This window comes from Proteus sp. fly-1067 (assembly GCF_040139345.1).
Classification (GTDB): domain Bacteria; phylum Pseudomonadota; class Gammaproteobacteria; order Enterobacterales; family Enterobacteriaceae; genus Proteus; species Proteus vulgaris_B.
Window position 1 is genome coordinate 97,325 of sequence record NZ_JBEEUL010000010.1, and the last position, 24,451, is coordinate 121,775.

Annotated in this window: 22 protein-coding genes and 1 pseudogene; 15 read left to right on the forward strand and 8 right to left on the reverse strand. The window is 39.0% G+C overall.

Going from position 1 to position 24,451, the window contains the following annotated elements; genetic code table 11:
• Positions 1-518, reverse strand: a pseudogene (locus ABN217_RS13900) (signal recognition particle-docking protein FtsY); the annotation flags it as partial.
• Positions 519-746: 228 nt separating this feature from the next.
• Here ABN217_RS13900 and rsmD point away from each other — a divergent pair.
• The gene (gene rsmD, locus ABN217_RS13905) at positions 747-1,331 is read left to right on the forward strand and encodes a 16S rRNA (guanine(966)-N(2))-methyltransferase (protein ID WP_196554867.1); all 585 of its coding nucleotides are present in this window, start codon (positions 747-749) and stop codon (positions 1,329-1,331) included.
• Positions 1,332-1,348: 17 nt separating this feature from the next.
• Positions 1,349-1,645: a DUF1145 family protein gene (locus tag ABN217_RS13910; protein WP_072069814.1), complete on the forward strand. Its 297-nt coding sequence runs from the start codon at positions 1,349-1,351 to the stop codon at positions 1,643-1,645.
• A gap of 80 nt (positions 1,646-1,725) precedes the next feature.
• On the opposite strand, the gene ABN217_RS13915 is transcribed toward ABN217_RS13910, so the two are convergent.
• Positions 1,726-2,112 carry a DUF2500 family protein gene (locus ABN217_RS13915; RefSeq protein WP_196554868.1) on the reverse strand — a complete coding sequence of 129 codons (387 nt, stop codon included), beginning with the start codon at positions 2,110-2,112 and terminating at the stop codon, positions 1,726-1,728.
• 147 nt (positions 2,113-2,259) lie between these two features.
• On the opposite strand from ABN217_RS13915, the gene ABN217_RS13920 reads away from it, so the two are divergent.
• Together ABN217_RS13920 and ABN217_RS13925 are read left to right on the forward strand one after the other, a co-directional pair.
• On the forward strand, positions 2,260-2,886 hold the full coding sequence (locus ABN217_RS13920; protein ID WP_349439269.1) for a lysoplasmalogenase: 627 nt from the start codon (positions 2,260-2,262) through the stop codon (positions 2,884-2,886).
• Positions 2,887-3,066: 180 nt separating this feature from the next.
• The gene (locus tag ABN217_RS13925) at positions 3,067-5,451 is read left to right on the forward strand and encodes a zinc/cadmium/mercury/lead-transporting ATPase (protein WP_196554870.1); all 2,385 of its coding nucleotides are present in this window, start codon (positions 3,067-3,069) and stop codon (positions 5,449-5,451) included.
• Between the two features lie 89 nt (positions 5,452-5,540).
• Here ABN217_RS13925 and tusA read toward each other — a convergent pair whose 3' ends face one another.
• Positions 5,541-5,795 (reverse strand): sulfurtransferase TusA, encoded by a 255-nt coding sequence (gene tusA, locus ABN217_RS13930; RefSeq protein ID WP_069368408.1) that lies wholly within the window; start codon positions 5,793-5,795, stop codon positions 5,541-5,543.
• 205 nt (positions 5,796-6,000) lie between these two features.
• Here tusA and ABN217_RS13935 point away from each other — a divergent pair, with 205 nt between their 5' ends.
• Entirely contained in the window at positions 6,001-6,672 is a 672-nt protein-coding gene (locus tag ABN217_RS13935; RefSeq protein ID WP_196554871.1) for a 7-cyano-7-deazaguanine/7-aminomethyl-7-deazaguanine transporter, read from the forward strand.
• Positions 6,673-6,719: 47 nt separating this feature from the next.
• On the opposite strand, the gene ABN217_RS13940 is transcribed toward ABN217_RS13935, so the two are convergent.
• Positions 6,720-7,163: a hypothetical protein gene (locus ABN217_RS13940; RefSeq protein ID WP_196554872.1), complete on the reverse strand. Its 444-nt coding sequence runs from the start codon at positions 7,161-7,163 to the stop codon at positions 6,720-6,722.
• Positions 7,164-7,405: 242 nt separating this feature from the next.
• Between ABN217_RS13940 and ABN217_RS13945 the strand changes: the two genes are divergently transcribed.
• Positions 7,406-8,509 (forward strand): glycerol dehydrogenase, encoded by a 1,104-nt coding sequence (locus ABN217_RS13945; RefSeq protein ID WP_349459532.1) that lies wholly within the window; start codon positions 7,406-7,408, stop codon positions 8,507-8,509.
• Positions 8,510-8,568: 59 nt separating this feature from the next.
• Positions 8,569-9,714 carry a phosphoenolpyruvate-utilizing N-terminal domain-containing protein gene (locus tag ABN217_RS13950; protein WP_349459534.1) on the forward strand — a complete coding sequence of 382 codons (1,146 nt, stop codon included), beginning with the start codon at positions 8,569-8,571 and terminating at the stop codon, positions 9,712-9,714.
• Positions 9,715-9,928: 214 nt separating this feature from the next.
• Here ABN217_RS13950 and glpC read toward each other — a convergent pair whose 3' ends face one another.
• Genes glpC through glpA form a run of 3 tightly spaced genes read right to left on the reverse strand, consistent with a single transcriptional unit; the run spans position 9,929 to position 14,074 of the window.
• On the reverse strand, positions 9,929-11,122 hold the full coding sequence (gene glpC / locus ABN217_RS13955; RefSeq protein WP_349439271.1) for an anaerobic glycerol-3-phosphate dehydrogenase subunit GlpC: 1,194 nt from the start codon (positions 11,120-11,122) through the stop codon (positions 9,929-9,931).
• A complete protein-coding gene (gene glpB / locus ABN217_RS13960; RefSeq protein WP_196554875.1) occupies positions 11,119-12,426 on the reverse strand; it encodes a glycerol-3-phosphate dehydrogenase subunit GlpB in 1,308 nt (435 codons plus the stop codon). Before glpB ends, glpC begins: the two co-directional genes overlap by 4 nt.
• Positions 12,416-14,074, reverse strand: a complete 1,659-nt coding sequence (glpA, locus tag ABN217_RS13965) for an anaerobic glycerol-3-phosphate dehydrogenase subunit A (protein WP_176694719.1) — start codon at positions 14,072-14,074, stop codon at positions 12,416-12,418. Before glpA ends, glpB begins: the two co-directional genes overlap by 11 nt.
• A gap of 380 nt (positions 14,075-14,454) precedes the next feature.
• On the opposite strand from glpA, the gene glpT reads away from it, so the two are divergent.
• From glpT to ABN217_RS13995, 6 genes are all read left to right on the forward strand, one after another.
• Positions 14,455-15,807, forward strand: a complete 1,353-nt coding sequence (gene glpT / locus ABN217_RS13970) for a glycerol-3-phosphate transporter (RefSeq protein WP_349439272.1) — start codon at positions 14,455-14,457, stop codon at positions 15,805-15,807.
• A 134-nt stretch (positions 15,808-15,941) separates the two neighbouring features.
• The gene (glpQ, locus tag ABN217_RS13975; protein WP_072069825.1) at positions 15,942-17,021 is read left to right on the forward strand and encodes a glycerophosphodiester phosphodiesterase; all 1,080 of its coding nucleotides are present in this window, start codon (positions 15,942-15,944) and stop codon (positions 17,019-17,021) included.
• 303 nt (positions 17,022-17,324) lie between these two features.
• A complete protein-coding gene (locus tag ABN217_RS13980; protein ID WP_349459535.1) occupies positions 17,325-17,882 on the forward strand; it encodes a LemA family protein in 558 nt (185 codons plus the stop codon).
• 36 nt (positions 17,883-17,918) lie between these two features.
• Complete coding sequence (locus tag ABN217_RS13985; RefSeq protein ID WP_340894948.1) at positions 17,919-18,992, forward strand: hypothetical protein; 1,074 nt, start codon at positions 17,919-17,921, stop codon at positions 18,990-18,992.
• A gap of 8 nt (positions 18,993-19,000) precedes the next feature.
• Complete coding sequence (locus tag ABN217_RS13990) at positions 19,001-19,543, forward strand: LemA family protein (protein ID WP_197269589.1); 543 nt, start codon at positions 19,001-19,003, stop codon at positions 19,541-19,543.
• On the forward strand, positions 19,540-19,953 hold the full coding sequence (locus ABN217_RS13995; RefSeq protein WP_196554878.1) for a hypothetical protein: 414 nt from the start codon (positions 19,540-19,542) through the stop codon (positions 19,951-19,953). The genes ABN217_RS13990 and ABN217_RS13995 overlap by 4 nt, the downstream gene beginning before the upstream one ends.
• 46 nt (positions 19,954-19,999) lie before the next feature.
• On the opposite strand, the gene epmA is transcribed toward ABN217_RS13995, so the two are convergent.
• The gene (epmA, locus tag ABN217_RS14000; RefSeq protein WP_196554879.1) at positions 20,000-20,977 is read right to left on the reverse strand and encodes an elongation factor P--(R)-beta-lysine ligase; all 978 of its coding nucleotides are present in this window, start codon (positions 20,975-20,977) and stop codon (positions 20,000-20,002) included.
• Positions 20,978-21,922: 945 nt separating this feature from the next.
• Between epmA and frdA the strand changes: the two genes are divergently transcribed.
• Entirely contained in the window at positions 21,923-23,719 is a 1,797-nt protein-coding gene (gene frdA, locus ABN217_RS14005; RefSeq protein ID WP_109395364.1) for a fumarate reductase (quinol) flavoprotein subunit, read from the forward strand.
• A complete protein-coding gene (locus tag ABN217_RS14010; protein ID WP_109409210.1) occupies positions 23,712-24,449 on the forward strand; it encodes a succinate dehydrogenase/fumarate reductase iron-sulfur subunit in 738 nt (245 codons plus the stop codon). Before frdA ends, ABN217_RS14010 begins: the two co-directional genes overlap by 8 nt.
• Positions 24,450-24,451 lie beyond the last annotated feature (2 nt).

Below are 24,451 nucleotides of genomic sequence, written 5' to 3' on the forward strand. Positions count from 1 at the left end.
GCTTGGCGCTGGGCTTCTTCTTGCGCAAGGCGTTGAGTTTCAGCTTCTTGAGCTAGACGCTCTTGTTCGATACGTTGTGCTTCTAAACACTCTTGCTCTGCTTTCAGCTCTGCTTTCAGCTCTGCTTGGCGCTGGGCTTCTTCTTGCGCAAGGCGTTGAGCTTGTGCCTCTTGAACCAGACGTGCTTGTTCTGCATGCTCAGCTTCTAGACGCACTTGTTCTGCATCTATTTCTGCTTGGCGTTGTGCTTTTTCTTGTGCTAAACGTTGTTTTTCGGCTTCCTGTGCCAATCTATCTTGCACAACACGTTGCGCTTCTTGGCGCTCTACTTCTAAACGTTCTTGCTCCGCTTTTAGTTCTGCTTGGCGAACAGCTTCTTCTTGTGCTTCTTTTGCCAAACGTTCTTTTTCTAAACGCTCTTCTTCTAAGCGTTGCTGTTCTTTCTCTTGCTCAATATTTTCTTCTTTGTTACGCCCAAAACCGAGCCACGAGAAAAAACCTTTTTTTTCTTTTGCCATTAGCTACTAAACTCCTCGCACTAAATCATGGCGCGATTACATTGACGATATTGAAAATAATAATGAAGTCTATCATTTGATCATGGATAAACGCATCTTTTATACGAATTTTATGGTAAATTATTCCGGATTAAATCAAGGGAAGTCATCAAGATATCAATAGACACATATCCCTTATTCAAAAAGACACTCCAGAAATCACGTTTAAACGATATAAATCAAAATAATATGGCCAAAAAACCACAAAAAGCCCCAATGGGACAAATTAGAATAATTGGGGGTAAATGGCGTGGTCGTAAACTTCCTGTTCTCGATAGTCAAGGATTACGACCAACAACCGATAGAGTGAAAGAAACGCTCTTTAATTGGCTTATGCCCATCATCCAAGATGCTCGCTGTCTCGACTGCTTTGCAGGTAGTGGTGGCTTGGGAATTGAGGCCCTTTCTCGCTATGCTCGTGAAACGACTTTTATCGAATATGAGCGCCCTGTTGCTCAACAAATTACTGCAAATTTAGCCTTACTAAATGCTGATAATGGACATGTTATTCAAGACAGCGCATTATCCTTTCTCGCAAAACAAGGCACGCCTTATAATGTGGTTTTTTTAGATCCTCCTTTTCATAAAGGCATGTTGTCTGACACTGTCCAATTATTAGAAAATAACGGTTGGTTAGCACAAGATTGCTATATTTATATTGAGGAAGAAGTTAAAGCACAGACTTATACACTGCCAATCAATTGGACATTGCATAGAGAGAAGATCGCTGGACAAGTTGCGTATCGCCTCTATATTCGCAGTTTATCTGCTTAATTTTTTATGGAGTTGTTATGTTAATCTTTTTTGGCCGACTTTTAATGGTCGGCGTTTGGGGCTTTCTATTTTTAAATATTATTTCCCCTTTTCCTAAGCCATTAAAATACTTTATGGATATTGCATTGATTTTTATGGTAATTATGCATGGTTTACAAATTGTCATGTATAAAGCAGGTCAGCCTAAAGATCAAAAACCTTCCACTGGATTACAATTTCGTATTTTCTTCTTTGGTATTTTTGAATTATTAAAAATACAAAAAGAGCTACGAAAAGAATACGAAGAAAAACAGAAAAATAAAACGAAACAATAACTGTCATCTTCGTATATCCTCGCAATTATCTGGGGTTACCCATCAACCCCAGAGGTTGCCAATCTTATAAACACTTTCGCTTATTTATTATTTTGCTCATCGATTGGCATATCTGTTTCAAATTGTACAAAACGACTGCCCTGCATAAACAAACGTCCTTTCATTTCAGGTTCGATATTTTGATAAGATGATTTATCAATATTCAAGACCAAATCTTTACGTTCATCAGTGGTTAAACGAAAGGTCACTTGATAATAATAAGTTGTTTCTGGGCCATTCACGTCATTTTCTCTTGAGCGTCGTTCATTTGCCGCAATTTCTTTTTTATCAATGACTTCAACCATATAAAGTTTTACAGGTGAGTTATCGTCACTTATTCGTTGTTTTCGCTGTTCAAAAAAACGATAAGTTGCCGATGCGATAATAATGATCAGTACTGCAATACCGATAATCGCTGCTTTATTCATTACATTAATTCCTATCGTTATATAGATTAAAAAGCAGTGTGCTTTATATTATTTTAATAAGTCTGTCAGTTTCGTCATTAACCGCTATTCTTAAATTAAGCTTTCTGTTATGAATAATAAAACAGTTCTGAATATAAGGAAGATATTATGAGTTGGCCTTTTCTCGCAGTATTATTCTCAGGATGGCTTTATATTGATGCAGCATATCGTGGGCCGAATTGGCAACGATGGTTATTCCGTCCTATCACGTTACTTCTTTTATTACTTTGGGCATGGCAAGTTCCTGAACACAATATTAATAGTTACCTGATTGTCGGTGCGTTATTAGCAACACTACTTTCTGATGTCCTAAGAATATTTGATGGTAAGTATTTACTACCGTCTTTCGCATTGATTTTTCTAAGCTACATACTTTATATGGTGAGTTTTTTACTACCATTACAGCTCTCGTTTTATCTTCCTTTACTTGGATTCGTTATTCTTGCTTTCATTATCATTCTAGCTATTGTTTGGACTAAGCTCGATAAATTAGCCATTCCAGCCTCTCTAACTTTATTAGCTGCATTTGCTATGTTTTGGATTGCTGGTGAAAAATTTTTCTACTTAAGCAATGATTACAACTTATCAGTGATGATAGGTTCATTATTGTTAGTGATTGCTTACTCAATATGGCTAATCAACCGCTTCCGCTTCTCATTTTCGGCTTCTAAAGGGCTTGTCAGTGCCTGTTATTTTATTGGGCATTTCTTTATTGTTAGAGCCTTATTCCTTTAGTTTTCATCAACCCCTTGATTTAAATCTTTAAATCAAGGGGTTAGATTTCTAATTTAATTCGCACTTTTTGCCAATTATTTTCTGTCACATACCTTGACTCTGGACTCTACTCCAAGCTGTAAAGTACTTATCAAATAAATGTCTTTAGAACTTTACTTCGTTGAACAAGGAGAGCCAGTTATGACTAAACATGCTCATCAACACGATAATCATAAACATACCGATGCTTGTTGCTCAAGTTCTCAATGCTGTTCAGGCCACTCAGAGAATAGTACGCACTCACATACTGAAAGCGGGCATTCTCATACCAAGATAGATAAAAGTGATCCTGAATGCGAGGATGAGCATCACCACGGGCACTCCCACGAACATGATCATAGCCATAATGGGCATAACCATGCTCATGGAAGCTGTGATATCAACGCCCCTGTTTCTAACATTGAGCCAGAAAAAGTTGCACAACAACGCTTTAGCTGGAAAGTACAAGGAATGGATTGCCCAAGTTGCGCTCAAAAAATTGAAACCGCGGCACTCAAAGTCACAGGCGTAAAACAAGCAAAAGTGCTTTTTGCCACTGAAAAACTGGTTGTTGATGCGGATAGTGATTTACGTGCTGATGTCATTGCTGCAATTAACAGTGCAGGCTTTGAGCTTTTTGACCTCTCCTCACCCCAATCTCAAAAAGTCGCTAAACAAAGCTTCTTAAAAGAAAGTTCATTTGTCATTGTCTTGGCACTTTTAATGGTGATTAGCTGGGGTACTGAATTTATTGATCCTCAAGCAGGTCGCGCAGCCTTTATTGCAACAACCTTAATTGGTTTATTCCCCATTGTGAAAAAGTCCTTACAACTTATTCGCAGTGGCACACCATTTGCTATCGAAACATTAATGAGCGTTGCTGCAATTGGTGCACTATTTATTAATGCTACCGAAGAAGCAGCAATGGTTATTTTGCTGTTTATGATTGGCGAAATGTTAGAGTCTTACGCTGCAGGCCGTGCTCGTCGTGGTGTAAGTGCATTAATGGCACTAGTGCCAGAAGAAGCAACATTAGTCAAAGACGGCAAAAAACAAACAGTTCCTGTTGCGCAACTTCGCCCTGGCGATATTATCGAAATTGCCCCAGGTTCTCGGTTGCCAACGGATGCAGAATTAGTCAGTCCATTTGCAAGTTTTGATGAAAGTGCATTAACGGGTGAATCCGTACCAGTAGAGCGTTTACAAGGCGAAAAAGTGGCTGCTGGTTGTTTATCTGTTGATAGATCAGTCCAAATGAAAGTGGTCTCTGAACAAGGGCAAAATGCTATCGACCGTATTTTGCAATTGATTGAAGAAGCTGAAGAGCGCAGAGCTCCAATTGAACGCTTTATTGACCGCTTTAGCCGTTACTATACACCTGCGATTATGCTGTTCTCTGCGCTGGTTATTATTGTTCCACCACTGTTGTTCTCACAACCTTGGGAAACATGGATTTATCGCGGCTTAACGCTATTACTGATTGGTTGTCCTTGTGCTTTAGTTATCTCAACACCCGCAGCAATTACTTCAGCATTAGCGGCAGCAACTAAGCGCGGAGCACTGATCAAAGGTGGCGCAGCATTAGAACAATTAGGTACAGTTAATACTGTCGCACTAGATAAAACTGGCACATTAACAGAAGGGAAACCTCAAGTTACTGATGTTGTGGCTGAAACCGGATTTAATGAAAAAGATATCCTAACTTTTGCATCATCCGTAGAAATTGGCTCTCATCACCCATTAGCAAAAGCTATTATCAATAAGGCGCAAGAAAACGGTGTACTTGTTGTTGAAGCTGAAGATCGCAAAGCTTTAGCGGGCAAAGGAATTGAAGGTTATTTAAATAGCCAACATATTCTAGTGAGTGCGCCTTCGCAGTTATCAGAAGCCACGTCACTCTCTTCTCAGTGGCAACAAGAAGTTGCGCGTCTTGAAGACGAAGGCAAAACCGTTGTTGTCGTATTAAAAGAGAGTCAGCTTATTGGTGTTATTGCTATGCAAGATACCTTACGCAATGATGCTGTCGAATCAATGAAGTTATTGAAAGAGATGAATATCAATGCCGTAATGCTAACGGGTGATAATCCAAGAGCAGCCGCGGCTATTGCGAAAAAACTAGGTATGGATTTCCGAGCAGGATTACTACCTGAAGATAAAGTCACTTCAGTAATGGAAATCAGCAAAACACATAACACCATGATGGTGGGCGATGGTATCAATGACGCACCAGCAATGAAGGCGGCAACCATTGGTGTTGCAATGGGAAGCGGTACTGACGTTGCGCTTGAAACTGCTGATGCTGCCTTGACGCATAACCGTTTAACGGGCTTGCCTGAAATTATTAAGCTATCTCGTGCTACTCGTAAAATTATTCGTGAAAATATTACAATAGCACTGGGCTTAAAAGCCATATTCTTAGTGACCAGCTTATTAGGTATAACTGGGCTTTGGGTTGCAGTTCTTGCTGACTCCGGCGCAACAGCACTGGTTACTGCCAATGCAGTAAGACTGTTAAGAGTCAAAATTAACGCCTCACATAAAGAGTAAGCACGCTAAAATAACAAAACCCAAACCTCAGTTAATCTGGGGTTTGGGTTATTTTTTAGCGCAAAGATAAGCAATATTTACAGCATAAATTACAGATTGCTCTCTTTTTTACGGATCAAATAGCGATAAGGTGCAGATTCAGTCTCTTGATTTAATAAATCATGTTCCATAAAACGGCAAAAGCCGGGAATATCACGCACTGTGGCAGGATCATCCGCAATCACTAAAAGTGTCTCACCTAATGCCATATTTCTTATGGTTTTACGCACTAACATTACTGGCTCAGGGCAACGTAGGCCTAGCGTATCTAATGTTTTAGTTGCATCGTCAAATTGAGCATTCATTCTATTAACCATTTTTCTTACACTGACAGATGCCATTATTATATCTCTCTTTCGTGTTCACATCACGGCACATTAAGCACAAAGGTATTCCCTCTAACCTTTGCTTTTGTTGCGCAACAGGCGTATTATGCGCATCCTCTCATTGAAGAGATAAATCACTGTTTTATTGGGTTCCCTCACCCCAATCACTAAAAAGGTACAATTTATGTATACGTTTACTCCCCGCCAAAAAGCGGTGGCGCTATTATGGCTTTCTTTGTTCCACATCCTGATAATTACATCCAGTAACTATCTTGTGCAGTTACCTATCTCCATTTTTGGTTTCCATACCACTTGGGGTGCCTTTACTTTTCCGTTTATTTTTCTGGCAACAGATTTAACGGTTCGTATTTATGGCGCACCACTTGCCAGACGCATTATTACCGCTGTTATGCTCCCTGCATTAGCGATTTCTTACCTGATCTCAACGCTCTTTTTCCAAGGAAGTTGGCAAGGCTTTGCCTCACTCACTGATTTCAACATCATGGTGGCAAGGATCGCAACAGCAAGCTTTATGGCTTATGTGCTAGGTCAAATAATGGATGTGTCTGTCTTTAATCGTTTAAGACAACAACAAAAATGGTGGGTAGCACCAAGTGCAGCGATGTTCTTTGGTAATTTACTCGACACACTCGCCTTCTTCTTTATTGCCTTTTACCGTAGTACAGACGCATTTATGGCGGCGAATTGGGTAGAAATTGCATTGGTTGACTATGTGTTTAAATTGACCATTTGTATGCTGTTCTTCTTGCCTGCATATGGTGTTTTGTTGAATTTTATTTTGCGTCACTTTTTCGCACAAGAAAATAAAAAACAAGATTACGTGGAAGTTCACTAATAAATTCTCTCATTCTCTCTATTGAGAATGAGAGAATAAATAAATCATCAATTTGTTGTTTTTTTAAATGTCATCAATATTTTTATGCACTTATATCCTATATGGTAACCAATTGATGTAATAGCTTTTGCTAACGATGATGTTTGAGGTGTGAATACTTTCTTTTTACAGTCACTGGTTAATGTCATATTTCCTGTTTCATTTGTTTTACCATTAAATCCAGCGACTTTTATATTCAATCTATTTGCCATATATTGCGCACTGGAACATCGCCCTCCCATTGCACTATAACAAGATTGCAGTATTAACATGGTTGAAGTATTAGATACCGCAGAAATATGTTTATTTATTTCTTTAACATAATCGTCCATCAAACCTGTTGAAACAGACATTGAGATAAATCTAGATTTACTCTCACTCTCAACTATCGTTAATTTCTTTAAATGTGCAAAAAATGGAGCACCATGCCCTAGAGCTTTTATTTGATTCATAAGACCTTCTAATAATATTGACGAATACGCCAATATTATTTTTTATTTAAAATAATTTTTCATACAAAAAAAGCCTATTTTTCAATGAACGTACTATTTTTATTAAAATATTTATATTCTTAATTAATATCACAGCATATCAAGTATGATGGAGAGACAATAAGAGTATTATTGTCACTCACACATTAATACATCACATACAGATTTTCGCTCGTTTCACCAATAAACAGTAGGAGTCTATTATGTTAAAAGTTATTCAATCCCCCGCTAAATATATTCAAGGGCCTGATGCGTTATTTCATATTGGTAAGTACGCGAAGCCTTTTGGCAATAGAGCATTGATTATTGCTGATAAATTTGTCATGGAATTAGTCGGCAGTACCGTTAAAGACAGTATGTCTCAATATGAAGTGAATGGGCATTTTGAACTGTTTAATGGTGAGTGTACACATAACGAAATTAATCGTTTATCCGAACTCGCAAAAGCCCAAGCATCGCTTGTGATCATCGGCGTTGGTGGTGGTAAAACACTCGATACCGCCAAAGCTGTTGCTTATAAATGCCAGCTCCCTGTCGTGATATCCCCTACCATTGCCTCCACTGATGCACCAACCAGTGCCCTTTCTGTCATTTATACAGAGCTCGGTGCATTCGATAGCTATCTATTTTACCCAACCAACCCTGATGTGGTTGTTATGGATACCAATGTTATCGCTTCTGCGCCTGCCCGTTTATTAGTTGCAGGTATGGGTGATGCTTTAGCAACTTACTTTGAAGCAAGAGCCTGTAGCAACGCACAAAAACAAACCATGGCAGGTGGTAAATCAACACTTGCAGCGCTTGCTTTAGCTGAACTTTGCTATAACACTCTTTTAGAAGATGGCTATAAAGCAAAACTTGCAGTAAGCCGAGGTGTTTGTACAACGGCAGTCGAAAATATTATCGAAGCTAATACCTTCTTAAGTGGTATTGGTTTTGAAAGTGCAGGCCTTGCTGCTGCTCATGCTATTCATAATGGATTTACTGCGCTAGAAGAGTGTCACCATATGTATCATGGCGAAAAAGTTGCCTTTGGTACATTAGTGCAATTAGTGTTAGAAAATAGCTCATTAGAAGAGTTAGAAGAATTCCTCGACTTCTGTATTTTAGTGGGATTGCCTGTCACCTTAGAAGAATTAGGTATCAATGCCACAGGTGATGAGCTGAATGAAAAAATCATGGCCGTGGCTGAGTTAAGTTGTGCTGAAGGTGAGACAATTTACAACATGCCATTTGATGTTGATTCAGATAAAGTTTACGCCGCAATTTTAACTGCCGACCAATTAGGACGGGAATGGCTTTATTAAAGCCTGAGTAAACAGGGAGTGTTTATCTCCCTGTTTGCATTTACAAAAAAGGGTGCTTTATGGTCAGTATCGTATTAGTTTCAAAGAGCCTTACGCTTGCCAATGGTATTAAAGAACTCGTTAATCAGACTGTAGATCGCCAAGTAAAAATTGCCATTGCGACCAATTATCAAACACCTTTAGATCTCACAAATGAAGTATCTCCAGAAACTATACTCACAGCAATCAAAAAGTGTTATAGCAAACAAGGTGTACTTGTTTTACTTGATACTTATCATTCAGCGCAAAATGCCGCACTTGCAATCGCGAATCTCGAGCATACCATTGCAGCTAACGTCGCATTAAGCTCTGCCCCTATTGTTGAGGGAACACTAGCGGCAGCCAATAGCATTGCGCTCGGTGCTTCTCTTGAAGAAGCGGAAAAAGCAGCACATAAAACCATTACGATAAAGAAACTTCAATTAGGGGAAAATCTCCCTAACTTTAACATTCACCCCAAAAATACTAATTACGAACCTGTCAGAACTATAACCGCACCTGTTTGGCTATACCCTTATCATCGTTTCGTGATCCCTCGTAAAGAAATATCCGCTCACTTATTACTTGAAGAGCAAAAACGTCTCGTAAAAGCCATTGAGCGCTCCAAAAAGGATATAGACTGGTTAACCGAAGAAACCTATCGCAAGATTGGCGAGCAATATACTCATATTTTTTCTAGTCATCGTTTCTTATTAGAAAATGCAGAATTACAACTAACAGTGTGTAGCATGATAAGTAAACATCACTGTAATGCTGAGTTTGCCCTACAACAGACATTTATTGATTTAATAGATACTTATGCGCAAATGGATGATGATAATATGCGTGCTCGTGAAAGTGATTTAGATGATATTTTATCTCGATTACTACGCTATTTAACTTCTGCTCCTCCTCCAATCACGCATCCTCCCTATCCAAATGCTATTCTAGTGACAAAACAACTTCATCCATCAACATTAATTGCTTTTGATACCCATAGAATTAAAGGAATTTTATTGAGCCATGGGAATCCACTATCTAACACAACTTTATTAGCAAATGCATTAGATATCCCCATTATTAATGAGGCCGGAAAACAGGCATTATCGCTGACTAATGGGCAAAATATCACACTTAAAAAAGTCCAAAATATTTGGCTTTACCAAAATACCTATATCTCTCATTAAAAAATAAAAGTATTTAAATAACCTGTGCTCCACAATATCAGGTTATTTAATTTCCTTATTTCCTTATTTTCTTATTTTCTTATTTTCTTATTTTCTTATTTTTCACATGTTTTTTTATTAAAAATAAAAAAAGGGAATAAAAGATCCTCTTTTACTCCCTAGCTGCTTGTTATCTTAGTAATCAATTACTTTTTTATTATCGGATAGGCAATACTTATAATGCTCTTGCCAATAAACTAATGGGGTGCTCACATTTTTTCGTTGTTGACATCTCAATTTGCCATTTACAGGTTTCGCAGTCTGTAATAACGAGATCACATCCACTCTCTTCAATTTGACGGAATAAGCCCGCCCCAATGCCTTGAGCAACATCGTAGTTTTCAGATTTAAAACCATAAGTTCCGGCGATACCACAGCATTGAGAATCAAGAACAATCACCTCAACACCAGGGATACGTTTAATTAAATCAATGGAATATGCCGTCCATCCCATTTTTTCCATATGGCAAGGAGTGTGATATGCCACTTTTAACGGGGTATGTTTCAGTGGTAATTCACGGCCATCTTCCAGTAAGCGATAAATATAACGTGTCGCTAATTCGATATTTTCACGTACTTTTGATGTATCAACATCAAGGATATGTTCATACTCATCACGAATAGTGAAAGTACAGGTTGATGATGTTGCAACAACAGGAATATTGTTTTCAACAATTTTTTCTGTCAGAGATTCAAGGTTCACTGCGGCTTGTTTTTTGGCTTGTTTAACAAAACCATTCGCAATTAATGCAACACCACAGCATTTTTCACGTTTTAATAACTGAACACCAATATCCATTTTGTTGAATACTTTAACTAAATCTTTCCCTAATTGTGGGTGATTATAGTTAGCATAACAACCATGGAAGAAAGCAACTTGATCTTTAAAGCGTGCCTGCTCTTCAGCTTGTTTTTTCATCCATGTTCTAAATGTACCAAAAGAGTATTTTGGTAATTCACGACGATGGTCGATTTTAAGCGCTTTATCCAAGATTTTACGAACTGGTTTTAATCCGGTAATAGTATTTACTATCGGCGCCATTGGCGTGGATAATGTTCCCATTAAATCCGTATGACTTAAAATAGCATCACGAATTTTAGGTGTTTTGGTATTGTAGTTCAGTTTCGCTCGCGAAATGATATCACCAATTTTTACATCTGACGGACATGCGACTTCACAACGCTTACAGTTAGTGCAATATTTCAATGCTTCATCATAAAGCATTGGATCTTTTAAGCGTAAACGCTCACCATCAGGACCTGCTTGTTTAGGACCCGGATAAAGTGGATTTACTTTTGCAACTGGGCAGTAAGTGGTACAAACTGTACACTTAATGCAAGCTTCAAAACTGTTATCTTGTAAACTCATTGTGCTGCCTCCACAACCGCAGATGTGGTCTGTTCTGATTTATGATGCTGTAAAATTTGTTGCGCGGCATAAAGAGCACTAATCATTGAAACACCAGCACCACAACCTTCATTTAGCGGATCAAATCCACCTAACACAGCACCCACAGCATAGACATTGTCTAATACTTCACCATATTTCATGGGCCTTAATTGGCTATCGGTATTAACACCAAAGCGCATATAGGGCTGTTTCGCAAAGACATTCTCTTGCGTCCACTCATTACGAGGTAATACCTCTAACAAATCCAGCTCCATTAAAGGCTCATAAACACGATCGAACTCGGCAATTAAGCCATTATTGAAAAAACTACCCGTTGCTAATACCACATGCTCACTACGAATAGGAATATCAGTGTGATTTCTAGTGTGAACGCCTGTAACAGTGTTACCCACTAAGTCAACTTCCTCTGCGCGATCACCTGGCATAATTAAACCGCCCGCTTTTTGAAAACGCAGTTTTAATGCTTGATGTAGACGAATTCCTAATAGAGAAGGTGGCAATGTTGGTAATAGACAAATCGGTTTACCTACTAACTGTTGCAGTAATGTCACAGGCTCTTCAGCATCAAGCCCAATACATGCAGGTAAAATAATCGCCTCAGCACTGTCGTCAACATGCTTTTTCAGTTCGTCAGCTAACGCTTGTGTGTTTTCAGGTTTATCTAAATAACGCGCAATATTAACTGCTCTAAATTCACTTGGATTATCACGCAATCTATCTAATAACGGTAAGTGGATATGATAAGGAATTGCTTCAACACCTTGCTCATTAAGCGTATTGCTTGCAAATTGAGGTTGAAAATCTAAGAAACCTTCAATTCCTACCACGGCCAACTTTTTCCATGGTAATGCTTTATCAATACCATGAATAGGAACTCGCTTTGGACTCATCCAACTCATACGAGAGCGCCCTACTGGCGTAATACGATAATGGTTTTCATCACCACTACCTTGATACTCAAGACCACTTGTACTTGCCAACAATGCCTGAGCTTGTTCAATTAAAGTTGAAACTTGAATTTCACCAATACGGCTATAAGGGTGTTTTGGCGCTAACTCTGCTAACGTTGCCAGAGCTTTTTTAGGCTGAGTCACCGCTGTTCCATCAGGAAGATGAGTTAATAAATCCAGTGAACCTGATGAAAAATGCAACGCACTTTGACCATTACTAATGATTGCACAAGACTTACCGGCTTCGGCAAGACGAATACCCGCAGTTAACCCTGCCAGTCCGCTACCTATAATGATGACGTCAAATTTCATTATCTGCCTCCGCTGAAGCTGTTTTTTCAATCATATCTGCATCTAAACCACATAAACCTTGATAAACCCAACTGGTAAACTCACTTTCACGTAATGCATTGCCCCAAGCAATTGGTCGAATACCTTTCCAACGCTCATTCAAGAAATGAGCAAGTTGCTGCTCTGATTCGTGAGGAGTAGTAACTTGTAAACGGTTTAATAATCCAGCGGCACGACAAGCACAAAGTTCACCTTGGCAAGTTCCCATACCCACACGAGTACGACGACGCAAATCAAGTAAGTTATTAACTGTTAAAGAGTTAACCGCATAGCGAACTTCGGCCGCTGTTACCGCTTCACATTCGCATACTAAGCTTTTATCAATACGTTCATTGCTCAGTAATTTATTCGCTAAATCACCATGGCGATAAACCGCTGAACCACGAATTGGTGCAGGTAATGAAACAACGCTACGTAATGCTTGCTCCGCAGATTGGCGAGAGCCAGGTAATGCCTCTTCTGCAGTGGTACATTTCGCAGAGACATTTAATTTCTCACATATTTTATCTGTCGCCCATTCGGCCATTAAACGGTAAGTCATTAATTTACCGCCCGTAATGGTAATAAAGCCCTCTAATCCATCACGTTGCGCATGGTCGAGTAAAACAATACCACGGCTAACATTACGGCCTGATGGATCATCATCACTTGCCACTAAAGGACGTACACCAGCATAAGCACGTAGAATTCGAGTTTGAGCCAGTTTTGGCGCTAACATTGAACCTTCACGAATAAGAATATCGACTTCTTCAGGGGTGACATACATATTGTCAATTTCATCGTAAGGTACGCGTGTTGAAGTTGTACCAATTAATGAAATCGTATCGCCAGGTACTAAAATATCGGCATCTGCAGGTTTACGACAACGATTGATCACCATATTGTTAATGCGATGACCTAAAATCAGTAATGCACCTTTTGCTGGGAACATTCGAACTTTTAATTCACCGTATTCAGCAATTTTTTGTCCCCAAATACCGCCAGCATTCGCCACAATTTGTGCGCGAATTTCATACATTCTTTTCGTTTGATGATCGTAAACTTTGACACCTTTAACACGGTCACCTTCACGAATAAGACCAACGACTTCATGATAAGTCAGGACTTGTGCGCCATGTTCGCGAGCATCTAACATATTTGCCGCGGTTAAACGAAAAGGATCGACTGTGCCATCAGGTACTTTAACTGCACCGATTAAATTCGGGTTAACAGAAGGCTCTAAGCGAATAGCTTCTTCGGGTGAAATCGCTTGAGCATCAATACCTGCTGCTTGGCAAGATTGAATAAAAGTCTGTTGAAACTCTAAAGAATCTTCAGGTAGGGTAATAAAAAGGCCATCCGTCTTTTCTACACAATGACGAGCGACCCGTTTTAAGATCATATTCTCTTCAATACACTCACGCGCTGACTCAGGATCGGTTACTGCATAACGCGCACCACTGTGTAACAACCCATGATTTCGACCGGTTGCACCGGTTGCAATATCGTGTCTTTCTAGCAGAACGCAACGTAATCCACGGCGTGCACAGTCTCTTGCCATGCCTGCACCGGTTGCTCCTCCGCCAATAATAATGACATCTGTTTCTGTCACTGGTGAACCGCTCATCATAGAGATGCCCTCTCACATTACATTCAGCAAACGCTTAATTATTCTTTAGCGTTAATTATAGTGTATAAGATACACAAAAAGTGTGGTTAATGTTTGATAATGAGCAAAAACGAAAGAGAAACGCTCACGAGTGAAAAATTAAAACCACATATGTGATACTAATCACAAATTATTTAACAAAAAGTATTTGATAAAGTTAACATATCACTCAAAATTGCACATCTTGAAAAATTATTCGACAACTGAGTAATACCTCACAGTAAATTTGATTGTATAAGTTTACTATTAAGTTCGTTAAAGAAAATTTTTTGATAATTTCACTGTTCGTTTTGTCATTATTTAATATCAACATATTAAAATAAAAGCCATCGGAGGCTAATATGTTAAGTCTGTTTAGACCTGCGCCACATAAAGCGCGTTTGCCAAAAGAGCAGATAGATCCTGTCTATCGTCGCCTACGTTGGCAGATCTTTATGGGGATTTTCTTCGGTTATGCTGCTTATTATTTAGTAAGAAAAAACTTTGCGTTAGCAATGCCTTACCTCGTAGAAGAAGGGTTTTCTAAAGGTGACCTAGGTTTTGCTTTATCAGGGATCTCGATTGCTTACGGTTTCTCTAAGTTTATCATGGGCTCATTCTCTGACCGCGCTAACCCTCGTTATTTCTTACCAGCAGGTCTTATTTTAGCGTCTCTAGTGATGCTATTTATGGGCTTTGTACCATGGGCAACTTCGAGCATTATGATAATGTTCGTTCTGTTGTTCCTTTGTGGTTGGTTCCAAGGTATGGGTTGGCCTCCTTGTGGACGTACCATGGTGCACTGGTGGTCACAGAAAGAACGTGGCGGTATCGTTTCGATTTGGAACTGTGCACATAACGTTGGCGGTGGCTTACCTCCATTACTGTTCTTATTAGGTATGGCGTGGTTTAACGACTGGAAAGCAGCGTTATATATGCCAGCATTTGCCGCGATCTTAGTTGCTATGATTGCATTCGCATTAATGCGCGATACCCCTCAATCATGTGGTTTACCTTCAATTGAAGAGTACAAAAACGACTATCCACCTGATTATAAAGAAACTGACGAACAAGAACTGACTGCAAAAGAAATCTTTATGAAGTATGTGTTCCCTAACAAACTTCTGTGGATGATTGCGATTGCGAACGTGTTCGTTTACTTACTGCGCTACGGCGTGCTGGACTGGTCACCGACTTACCTGCGTGAAGTAAAACACTTTGCAATGGATAAATCATCATGGGCTTACTTCTTATACGAATACGCAGGTATTCCGGGCACACTGCTGTGTGGTTGGATGTCGGATAAAGTGTTCAAAGGTAACCGTGGTGCAACAGGTGTGTTCTTTATGACCTTAGTAACTATCGCAACTATCGTATTCTGGATGAACCCAGCGGGTAACCCGAATGTTGATATGGCGTGTATGTTAATCATCGGTTTCTTAATCTACGGCCCTGTTATGTTGATTGGCCTGCATGCCCTTGAGCTTGCACCGAAAAAAGCAGCAGGTACAGCAGCCGGCTTTACTGGACTATTCGGTTACTTAGGTGGTTCTGTTGCAGCGAGTGCTATCGTAGGTTACACCGTTGACTACTTCGGCTGGGATGGTGGCTTTATGGTCATGATCGGCGGTAGTGCACTGTCTGTTGTGTTATTACTTATCGTGATGGTTACTGAAACCAAACACAAACGTGAAATGCTTCAGAAGTACGAATAATCGCTAACTGATTATTTATGAAATTGATTAAATCTCATCTCTAAAAACCAAGCCACATCCGTTATTTGATGTGGCTTTTTTATTGCCAACTGTACATAACATTATTGTACGTAGAATTAAAATGGAGCAGCTTTATGAGTACATCTTTTAGACTAAAACCGTTAGTTGCAGGCGTTCTTTTAACTCTATCTTTAAGTGCAATCGCACAAGCGGCAAGTGATAAAGTCGTTATCGCTCACCGTGGTGCAAGTGGTTATTTGCCTGAACATACTCTACCTGCTAAAGCATTGGCGTATGCGCAAGGTGCAGATTATCTAGAACAAGACTTGGTGATGACCAAAGATAATGAATTGGTTGTCTTACATGACCACTATCTTGATCGTGTAACAGATGTGGCTGAGCGTTACCCTGATAGAGCAAGAAAAGACGGTCGCTACTATGCTATCGACTTTACGCTTGAAGAGATCAAAGGACTGAAATTTACCGAAGGCTTCGATATCGTTGACGGTAAAAAAGTCCAAAGTTATCCAAATCGTTTCCCGATGGGGAAATCTGATTTTCGTGTGCATACCTTCCAAGAAGAAATTGAATTTATTCAGGGTTTAAATAAATCTACGGGTCAAGACATTGGTATTTACCCTGAAATTAAAGCCCCTTGGTTCCATGAACAAGAAGGTAAAGACATTACCACTAAAGTACTGGAAGTGCTTAAACAGTACGGTTATACGAAAAAAACCGATAATGTTTATCTGCAATCATTCGATGCTAACGACCTAAAACGCATCAAAACAGAATTGATGCCAAAAATGGGCATGGACTTAAAACTTGTTCAGTTAATTGCTTATACCGACTGGAATGAGACTTATGAGAAACAGCCCGACGGCACATGGACAAACTACAGCTATGAATGGATGTTTAAGCCGGGTGCAATGAAAGAGATTGCCACTTATGCTGATGGAATTGGTCCTGATTACCATATGTTAGTGGAAGAAAACTCAACGCCAGAAAAAATCACCTTAACCGGTATGTCTGCTGATGCCCATGCTAATAAACTGACTATTCATCCGTTTACTGTTCGTATTGATAAACTTCCTAAATACGCAAAAGATGGTGACCAGCTTTACGACATTATTTATAACCAAGCAGGCGCTGAAGGTGTCTTTACAGACTTCCCTGATTTAGGGGTTAAGTTCTTACAAAAACAAGCCAAATAATTCATCGTATTTTATTTGCGTCCTAAATAATTCAAGGTGCAGCTAGGCGACAAGTGAACGAAACGCTAGGAGCATACATGAGTATGTGACTAGCGCGAGTAAACGGCGTCAACAACGCTGCAACTTGAAGTATGACAAGTATTTTACTCTTTCTTTTGAAAGAGTAGGCTATTTGCGCCCTTTCTGATTGTATATTTCTTCATCTTTCTTTAAGTTACTCTAATAATTTAATTAAAAAACCAAAATAACTTTTTGAGTTAGCTATTATCATTTCTTAAATATTGATTAAAAGAAGGGATCACAATGACAATAATGGCCATTATTTTACTCGTTCTTATCGTTCTTTTTATTAGTTGGGGTATTTCAATTTATAATCGTCTTATTTCGACGCGTAACCAAGTCAGTAATCAATTTGCGAATATTGACGTTATTTTAAAACAACGAGCAGACCAAATTCCTCAATTAATGGCTGTAGCTGAAAAAGCCATGGAGCACGAAAAAAGTGTATTTATTGCATTAAGCGACGCAAGACAACGCTACTTTAAAGCACAAAATATTAATGAAAAAATCAGCGCATCAAATGAGATGAATACCGCATTGCGTGGCATGATTGCCCTTGCTGAAAATTATCCTACGTTAATTTCAGGTGAACAATTAGCATTACTTCAAACGGGTGTTAGTGATGTAGAAAATAAAATTGCTCAACGCCGTGAAGGCTTTAATGATGCAACTACCAACTACAACACCGCAATAGAGATGTTTCCTGATAGCTTAATTGCTGGCCTTTTCCGCTTTGAACGTATGCAATTGCTAGAAATACCAAAAGAAGAAATGAAATTTGATGGCATTCATTTTAAATGACAGCAATTTAAATAACCGCATTAAGGATAGGTTACAGTGTTAATTTATTTTTTTATCGGCTGTGCTGTAGGCGTATTAATCTATTTTTTACGCAGCAAACGTACTCAAAAAAAGAAGAACAGTTTGAGTATTATTCCTTTTTTAGGGATCGCTTTTGCTGCCGGGAAATACCTGTTTTTTTCGCGAGAAACTAACTTATATCCTAGTGGCGAAGACTCCGTTGTTAATCTTATTTCTGGTATTGCGTTCTCTGTTATTTTGCTATTTGCCTATGGCATTTCAACCCATATTGCTAATATTGGTGAAAAAGCGATAAAGAATTATCATCAATTGCAAAATGAAGGAAACTCTAAATTTTCGGCACTGATAAACACTGTATTTATTAGCCTTTTATTGTTGAGTTTAAGCTTCAGCTTGTTTATTGACCAAAGATTGTTCTTTTTAAGTTTCGTTTTAATGTTCGTTTACCAAATCGTCAAAAGAACACCTGAAAAACGTTTTTTACGCTTTCAAAAAATTCTAGCAACATCAAAGATCCGCTCTTTGGCCATTGGGCTTGTTGAAATTGAAGGTAAGATAACCGCAGGGAAAATCTTAAGTAGTCGATTAGGCCAAAAAGAGTGTTATGGCTACTTCTATTATGAATATGATATATCCACAGACAAAGAAGGCAAAAAAAGCTATCACCAAACACTCTGTGAAAAGAAGATCCATAATTTCACGATGAGCGATGATACGGGATCAATCCAAGTACTCGCAGAAGATACTCCTTTTGTGCACCTTGGTATCAAGCCTCATCAGGATCTTGAATATAATAATAAACGTTTTAAAGAGTACATCTTAGGAGCAAACACAACGTATTTATTAATTGGTCATGCAGAGTCTATCAATGGCGAAGTGGTTATCACACGTAAAGCACCTCATTACCTACTGGGTTTATCGCCACAAGATTATGTTGTTAGTTGGAACAAAGCGCGCCCTTTTCGTCGCAACGCGACCACTATCGTTATCATTGCTCTTTTTGTTATCCTTTCCATTCTAGTGATACCAATGGATTATCAAAACGGCATACTAACGCTTTATTTTAATAATACTTCTCTTCCTTGGTAATTAATTATATGGAATGGCTTATTTTCATCATTTTTATTCTCACTTTGGTTTATTTCTTAATACGCCAATTAGTGATGATTTATAACAACATGGTGATGTTAAAGAATAATTGTTATAAAGCCTTTGCAAATATTGATGTTTTATTAAAAAAACAAGCTGATTTGATCCCCATGCTGATAGTGATTACACAAAAAGCGATGGAGCATGAGAAGGCCTTATTTGAAAAATTAGCTAAAAATAGAGATCACTATTTACGCGCAGATGTATTAGACCAAAAAGTTGATTTAGCTAATCAGTTATTACCTCAAATAAAAAAATCACTCATCATTGCTGAAAATTACCCTGAACTTATCAGTGGAAAAAACTTACACCTATTACAAATACAAGCGAAAGAACTAGAAGAATGCATAGCTGACAGACGAGAATTCTTCAATCAATCCGTGACTCTCTATAATACTGAAATACATATTTTCCCTAATGTGTTATTTACATTTATTTTTAAATTTAAAGATATCCCTCTTTTTTACCCTAGTAGGGAGGTAATATCATGATAGAAATTCCTTTTTCTTTTTTTGGCATAACGGATTGGTTTCTAAGCTTTGATGAACCTATTTCGATTATTATGTTTGCCACATTTGGCGTGCTGTTTTCTATGGCCATTATTTTGCCATTAATAAGTATCACTCCTTTAAAAAAATATATGTCACAAATTGCTGGTGGACTATTTAGCTCAATCTTCGTCAGCTTAATGGTCTTAATTAGCTTTAATTTAATGCTAGGCGTTAATTCTTCATTAAAACTACTTTTAATTTGGTGGGTTATTTTATTTTCGTGCATTACGTTTTGGTTTATTAATTATCGCTATATGAAAGACGTAACAGGAGATAAGTTTGCAAAGTTTCAAGAAAAAGCACTTGAAGCAGAAGAAAAACGAAGACAAAGCCGAAAATCTAAAAAATAAAAAGAGAGCCTTGGCTCTCTTTTTTAATCTTCATCGATAGGTGAGCTTATGCTCTGTAAACAGGGAATGCAATCACATCACTAAGACGATCGACACCAAGCGCCAACATAATGAGACGATCAACACCCAAAGCAACACCAGAACACTCTGGTAATCCTGCTTCAAGGGCAGCTAAAAAGCGCTCATCAATAGGTTGCTCAGGTAATCCCATTGCCACTCGCTGGCGATTATCACGTTCAAAGCGATGGCGTTGTTCTTGCGCATCCGTTAGCTCACGGAATCCATTTGCTAACTCCACACCTTTAAAATAGACTTCAAAGCGCTCTGCAACACGGTGATCTTCTGAACTAATCTCAGCCAATGACGCTTGTGACGCAGGGAAATGATAGATAAAGGTTGGTTTTTCTAAACCGATATGTGGCTCAACTCCAGAGACAAATAACAACTGAAGCAGTGTATCTTTATCTTCCTCAGTATCTGCAATATTTGATAAATCTAGTTTTGCTGCCACTTCTCGTAATTTTTCTTTATCAACTGATAAAGGATCGATATCAAGATAGCGCAAGAATGCTTGTTGATAAGAGAGTGATTCTGACGCTTCACAATCTAACACTTCTTGCAATAAATCATCGACTTCATTCATCAACCGGTACATATCAAAACAAGGACGATACCATTCTAGCATCGTAAATTCCGGATTATGATATCTACCGGCTTCCTCATTACGGAAGCAACGCCCCATTTGATAAATAGGCCCACTGTTTGCCGCTAATAAACGCTTCATGTGATATTCAGGGCTTGTCATCAAATAAAGTTTTAGCCCTTGTGAAGCACCTGGCCCGACAAATTGAGTTTCAAATGGGAAAAGATGAACATCGGTAACGGTAGCCTGACTCATCATAGGTGTTTCAACTTCTAACACACCACGATCAGCGAAAAAACGCCTAATATTACTGACTATTTTCGCCTTTTTCAGTAAGTTGGCGATTGAGGCGCTTGGCTGCCAATCCGCGATATCACTCATGAACAAAAAACTCCAACAGAAAACAAAGCGTGCAGTTTACTCGCATCCTCTTCAACAGACAAATTTCTCCCTAATTAAAGAGGCGTTTCATTTTATGTTTATTCATTATCTTTATAGTTTTTTAAGTAAAAACACATAAGACAAATAAATGTAATTCTACAAAACATCTACTTTAAGGTACTTTTTATCGTCGAAATAAACATCAATCCAATGCACCAGAGGCAACTCTTTAGCTATTATTTTATAATAATAGTAAATTGTAATAATTCTTTTTCTCAATTGCGAATAACAATAATCTAACACAATGCTTATATTTGAATAGCCAATCTCATTTTAACTTCAACGTTAACTTTCTATTTAAATTTGCGTATTTTGACGAGTATTAAAAACCTTTAGAAATATTATTAATATTTTATTAACAATTAACAAGACAAACCGATTTGTTTTAGATAAATAGTAAAAAATTTATTTTAATTTTCAGAATGACTTTTTATTAATTTAAATTACCTAAATGAAAGACATAAACATTTACTCTTTAAAATCAATAAATAACAAAAAAACCTTGTCATTTTCAATTAAAGTTATCTATACTTTAAAAACGGATTATTCATTACTATTTATAATTTTCAATTTAAAAAAATATATTCTATTTTATCTTCAAGTTTCTCTGGGCTCTTATTATCAAAACCCAGAATTCTTGGCGTGGATCACACTTTTTTTGCGAAATACGGGAAAACCATCATTCATATCAAATTTCGGTGCCCTACATTTCGTTATACTAAAATTACAGTCAATGATAATAAAGATGTTATCAAGCGCAGTCACAAGGCAGTGAAACAATTTCGTTACGGATAGCTTAAAAAAATAGCATTACAAATTAATAATGTCAGTGAATTGAATTCTAGACAATTATTCCAATTTTCACTTGAACAATGGAGAAGCGCAGTGCAAACCTTTAATGCCGATATAGCGATAATCGGAGCCGGGGGCGCAGGCTTACGAGCAGCAATAGCTGCCGCGGAAGCGAATCCTCAACTGAAAATTGCTCTGATCTCAAAAGTTTACCCAATGCGTAGCCACACCGTGGCAGCAGAAGGTGGATCAGCAGCAGTGACTCAGGCTCACGACTCCTATGATTTCCACTTCAATGATACCGTTTCAGGCGGTGACTGGTTGTGTGAACAGGATGTCGTAGATTACTTCGTTGAGCATTGTCCAACAGAGATGACTCAACTAGAACTCTGGGGCTGTCCTTGGAGCCGTAAAGAAGACGGGTCAGTCAACGTCCGACGTTTTGGTGGGATGAAGATCGAACGGACCTGGTTCGCAGCCGATAAAACCGGCTTCCATATGCTACATACCCTGTTCCAAACATCCTTAAAATATCCACAGATTCAACGTTTTGACGAACACTTTGTTCTCGATATCCTTGTTGATGAAGGTCACGCTCGTGGTCTTGTTGCTATCAATATGATGGAAGGTACGAAAGTTCAAATTCGTGCAAATGCTGTCATTATGGCAACCGGTGGTGCTGGACGTGTTTATCGTTTCAATACCAATGGCGGTATTGTAACGGGTGATGGTATGGGTATCGCTTTACGCCATGGCGTTCCACTGCGTGATATGGAATTTGTTCAATATCACCCAACCGGCTTACCAGGCTCAGGTATTCTGATGACTGAAGGTTGTCGTGGTGAAGGTGGTATTCTGGTCAATAAAGATGGCTATCGTTATCTGCAAGATTACGGCCTAGGACCAGAAACACCATTAGGCAAACCAGAAAATAAATACATGGAATTAGGCCCTCGCGATAAAGTCTCTCAAGCATTCTGGCATGAGTGGCGTGCAGGCCGTACTATCAAAACTCACCGTGGTGACGTTGTTCATCTTGACTTACGTCATCTGGGTGCGAAAAAACTTCATGAACGTCTGCCATTTATTTGTGAACTGGCAAAAGCGTATGTGGGTGTTGACCCAGTTAATGAACCAATCCCTGTTCGTCCTACTGCTCACTACACTATGGGTGGTATCGAAACCAACCAACAAACAGAAACGCGTATTAAAGGTCTGTTTGCAGTAGGTGAATGTTCATCTGTTGGCTTACACGGCGCTAACCGTTTAGGCTCTAACTCACTGGCAGAACTGGTTGTATTTGGTCGCCTTGCGGGTGAAGAAGCGGTTCGTTGTGCTCAAGAAGCAGCACCTGCTAACGCATCAGCATTAGATGCTCGTACTCGTGACATTGAAGATGGCCTGAAAAAACTGATGAACCAAAAAGGTTCTGAAAGCTGGTCTCAAATTCGCGATGAAATGGGTGAATCAATGGAAGAAGGTTGCGGTATCTACCGTACACCTGAGTTAATGCAAAAAACCGTTGATAAACTGGCTGAATTAAAAGAACGTTTCAAACGTGTTGAAATTAAAGACACCAGTAGCGTCTTTAATACAGATTTACTGTACAAAATTGAGCTTGGCTTTGGTTTAGATGTCGCTGAATGTATGGCTCATTCTGCAATCAATCGTAAAGAGTCTCGTGGTGCACACCAACGTCTTGACGAAGGTTGTACTGAGCGTGATGACGTGAACTTCCTGAAACATACTCTGGCGTTCTATAACCCAGAAGGTGCCCCTCGTTTAGAATATAGCGATGTGAAGATCACTAAGTCTGCTCCTGCTAAACGTGTCTATGGTGGTGAAGCGACTGCACAAGACAAGCAGAATAAGGAGAAAGCGAATGGCTGATGACATGAAGCACATTAAAATGGAAGTCATGCGCTATAACCCAGAAACTGACGAAGCACCTCATTTCGTCACTTATGATGTTCCTTATGATGAGCAAACCTCATTACTGGACGCATTGGGTTATATTAAAGACAATTTAGCGCCTGATCTTTCTTACCGTTGGTCTTGCCGTATGGCGATTTGCGGCTCTTGCGGCATGATGGTCAACAAAGTACCTAAATTGGCTTGTAAAACCTTTATTCGTGAATATCCAGACGGCGTAAGAGTTGAAGCTCTAGGTAACTTCCCAGTTGAGCGCGACCTCGTTGTTGATATGACTCACTTTATCGAAAGCTTAGAAGCGATTAAACCTTATATCATCGGTAATGATCGTAAGCCTTCAGAAGGTCCGAATAAACAGACTCCTGCTCAAATGGCAAAATACCACCAGTTCTCTGGTTGTATCAACTGTGGCCTTTGCTATGCAGCATGTCCTCAGTTTGGTTTGAACCCAGAGTTTATTGGTCCAGCAGCGATTACGTTAGCTCAACGTTATAACACAGATAGTCGCGACCATGGGGCAAAAGAGCGTATGCCTCAGTTAAATGGTGAGAACGGTGTCTGGTCTTGTACCTTTGTTGGCTACTGTTCTGAAGTCTGTCCAAAACATGTGGACCCTGCTGCTGCTATTCAGCAAGGTAAAGCAGCCAGCGCGCAAGACTTTGTCATTGCGATGCTGAAACCACGTTAAGG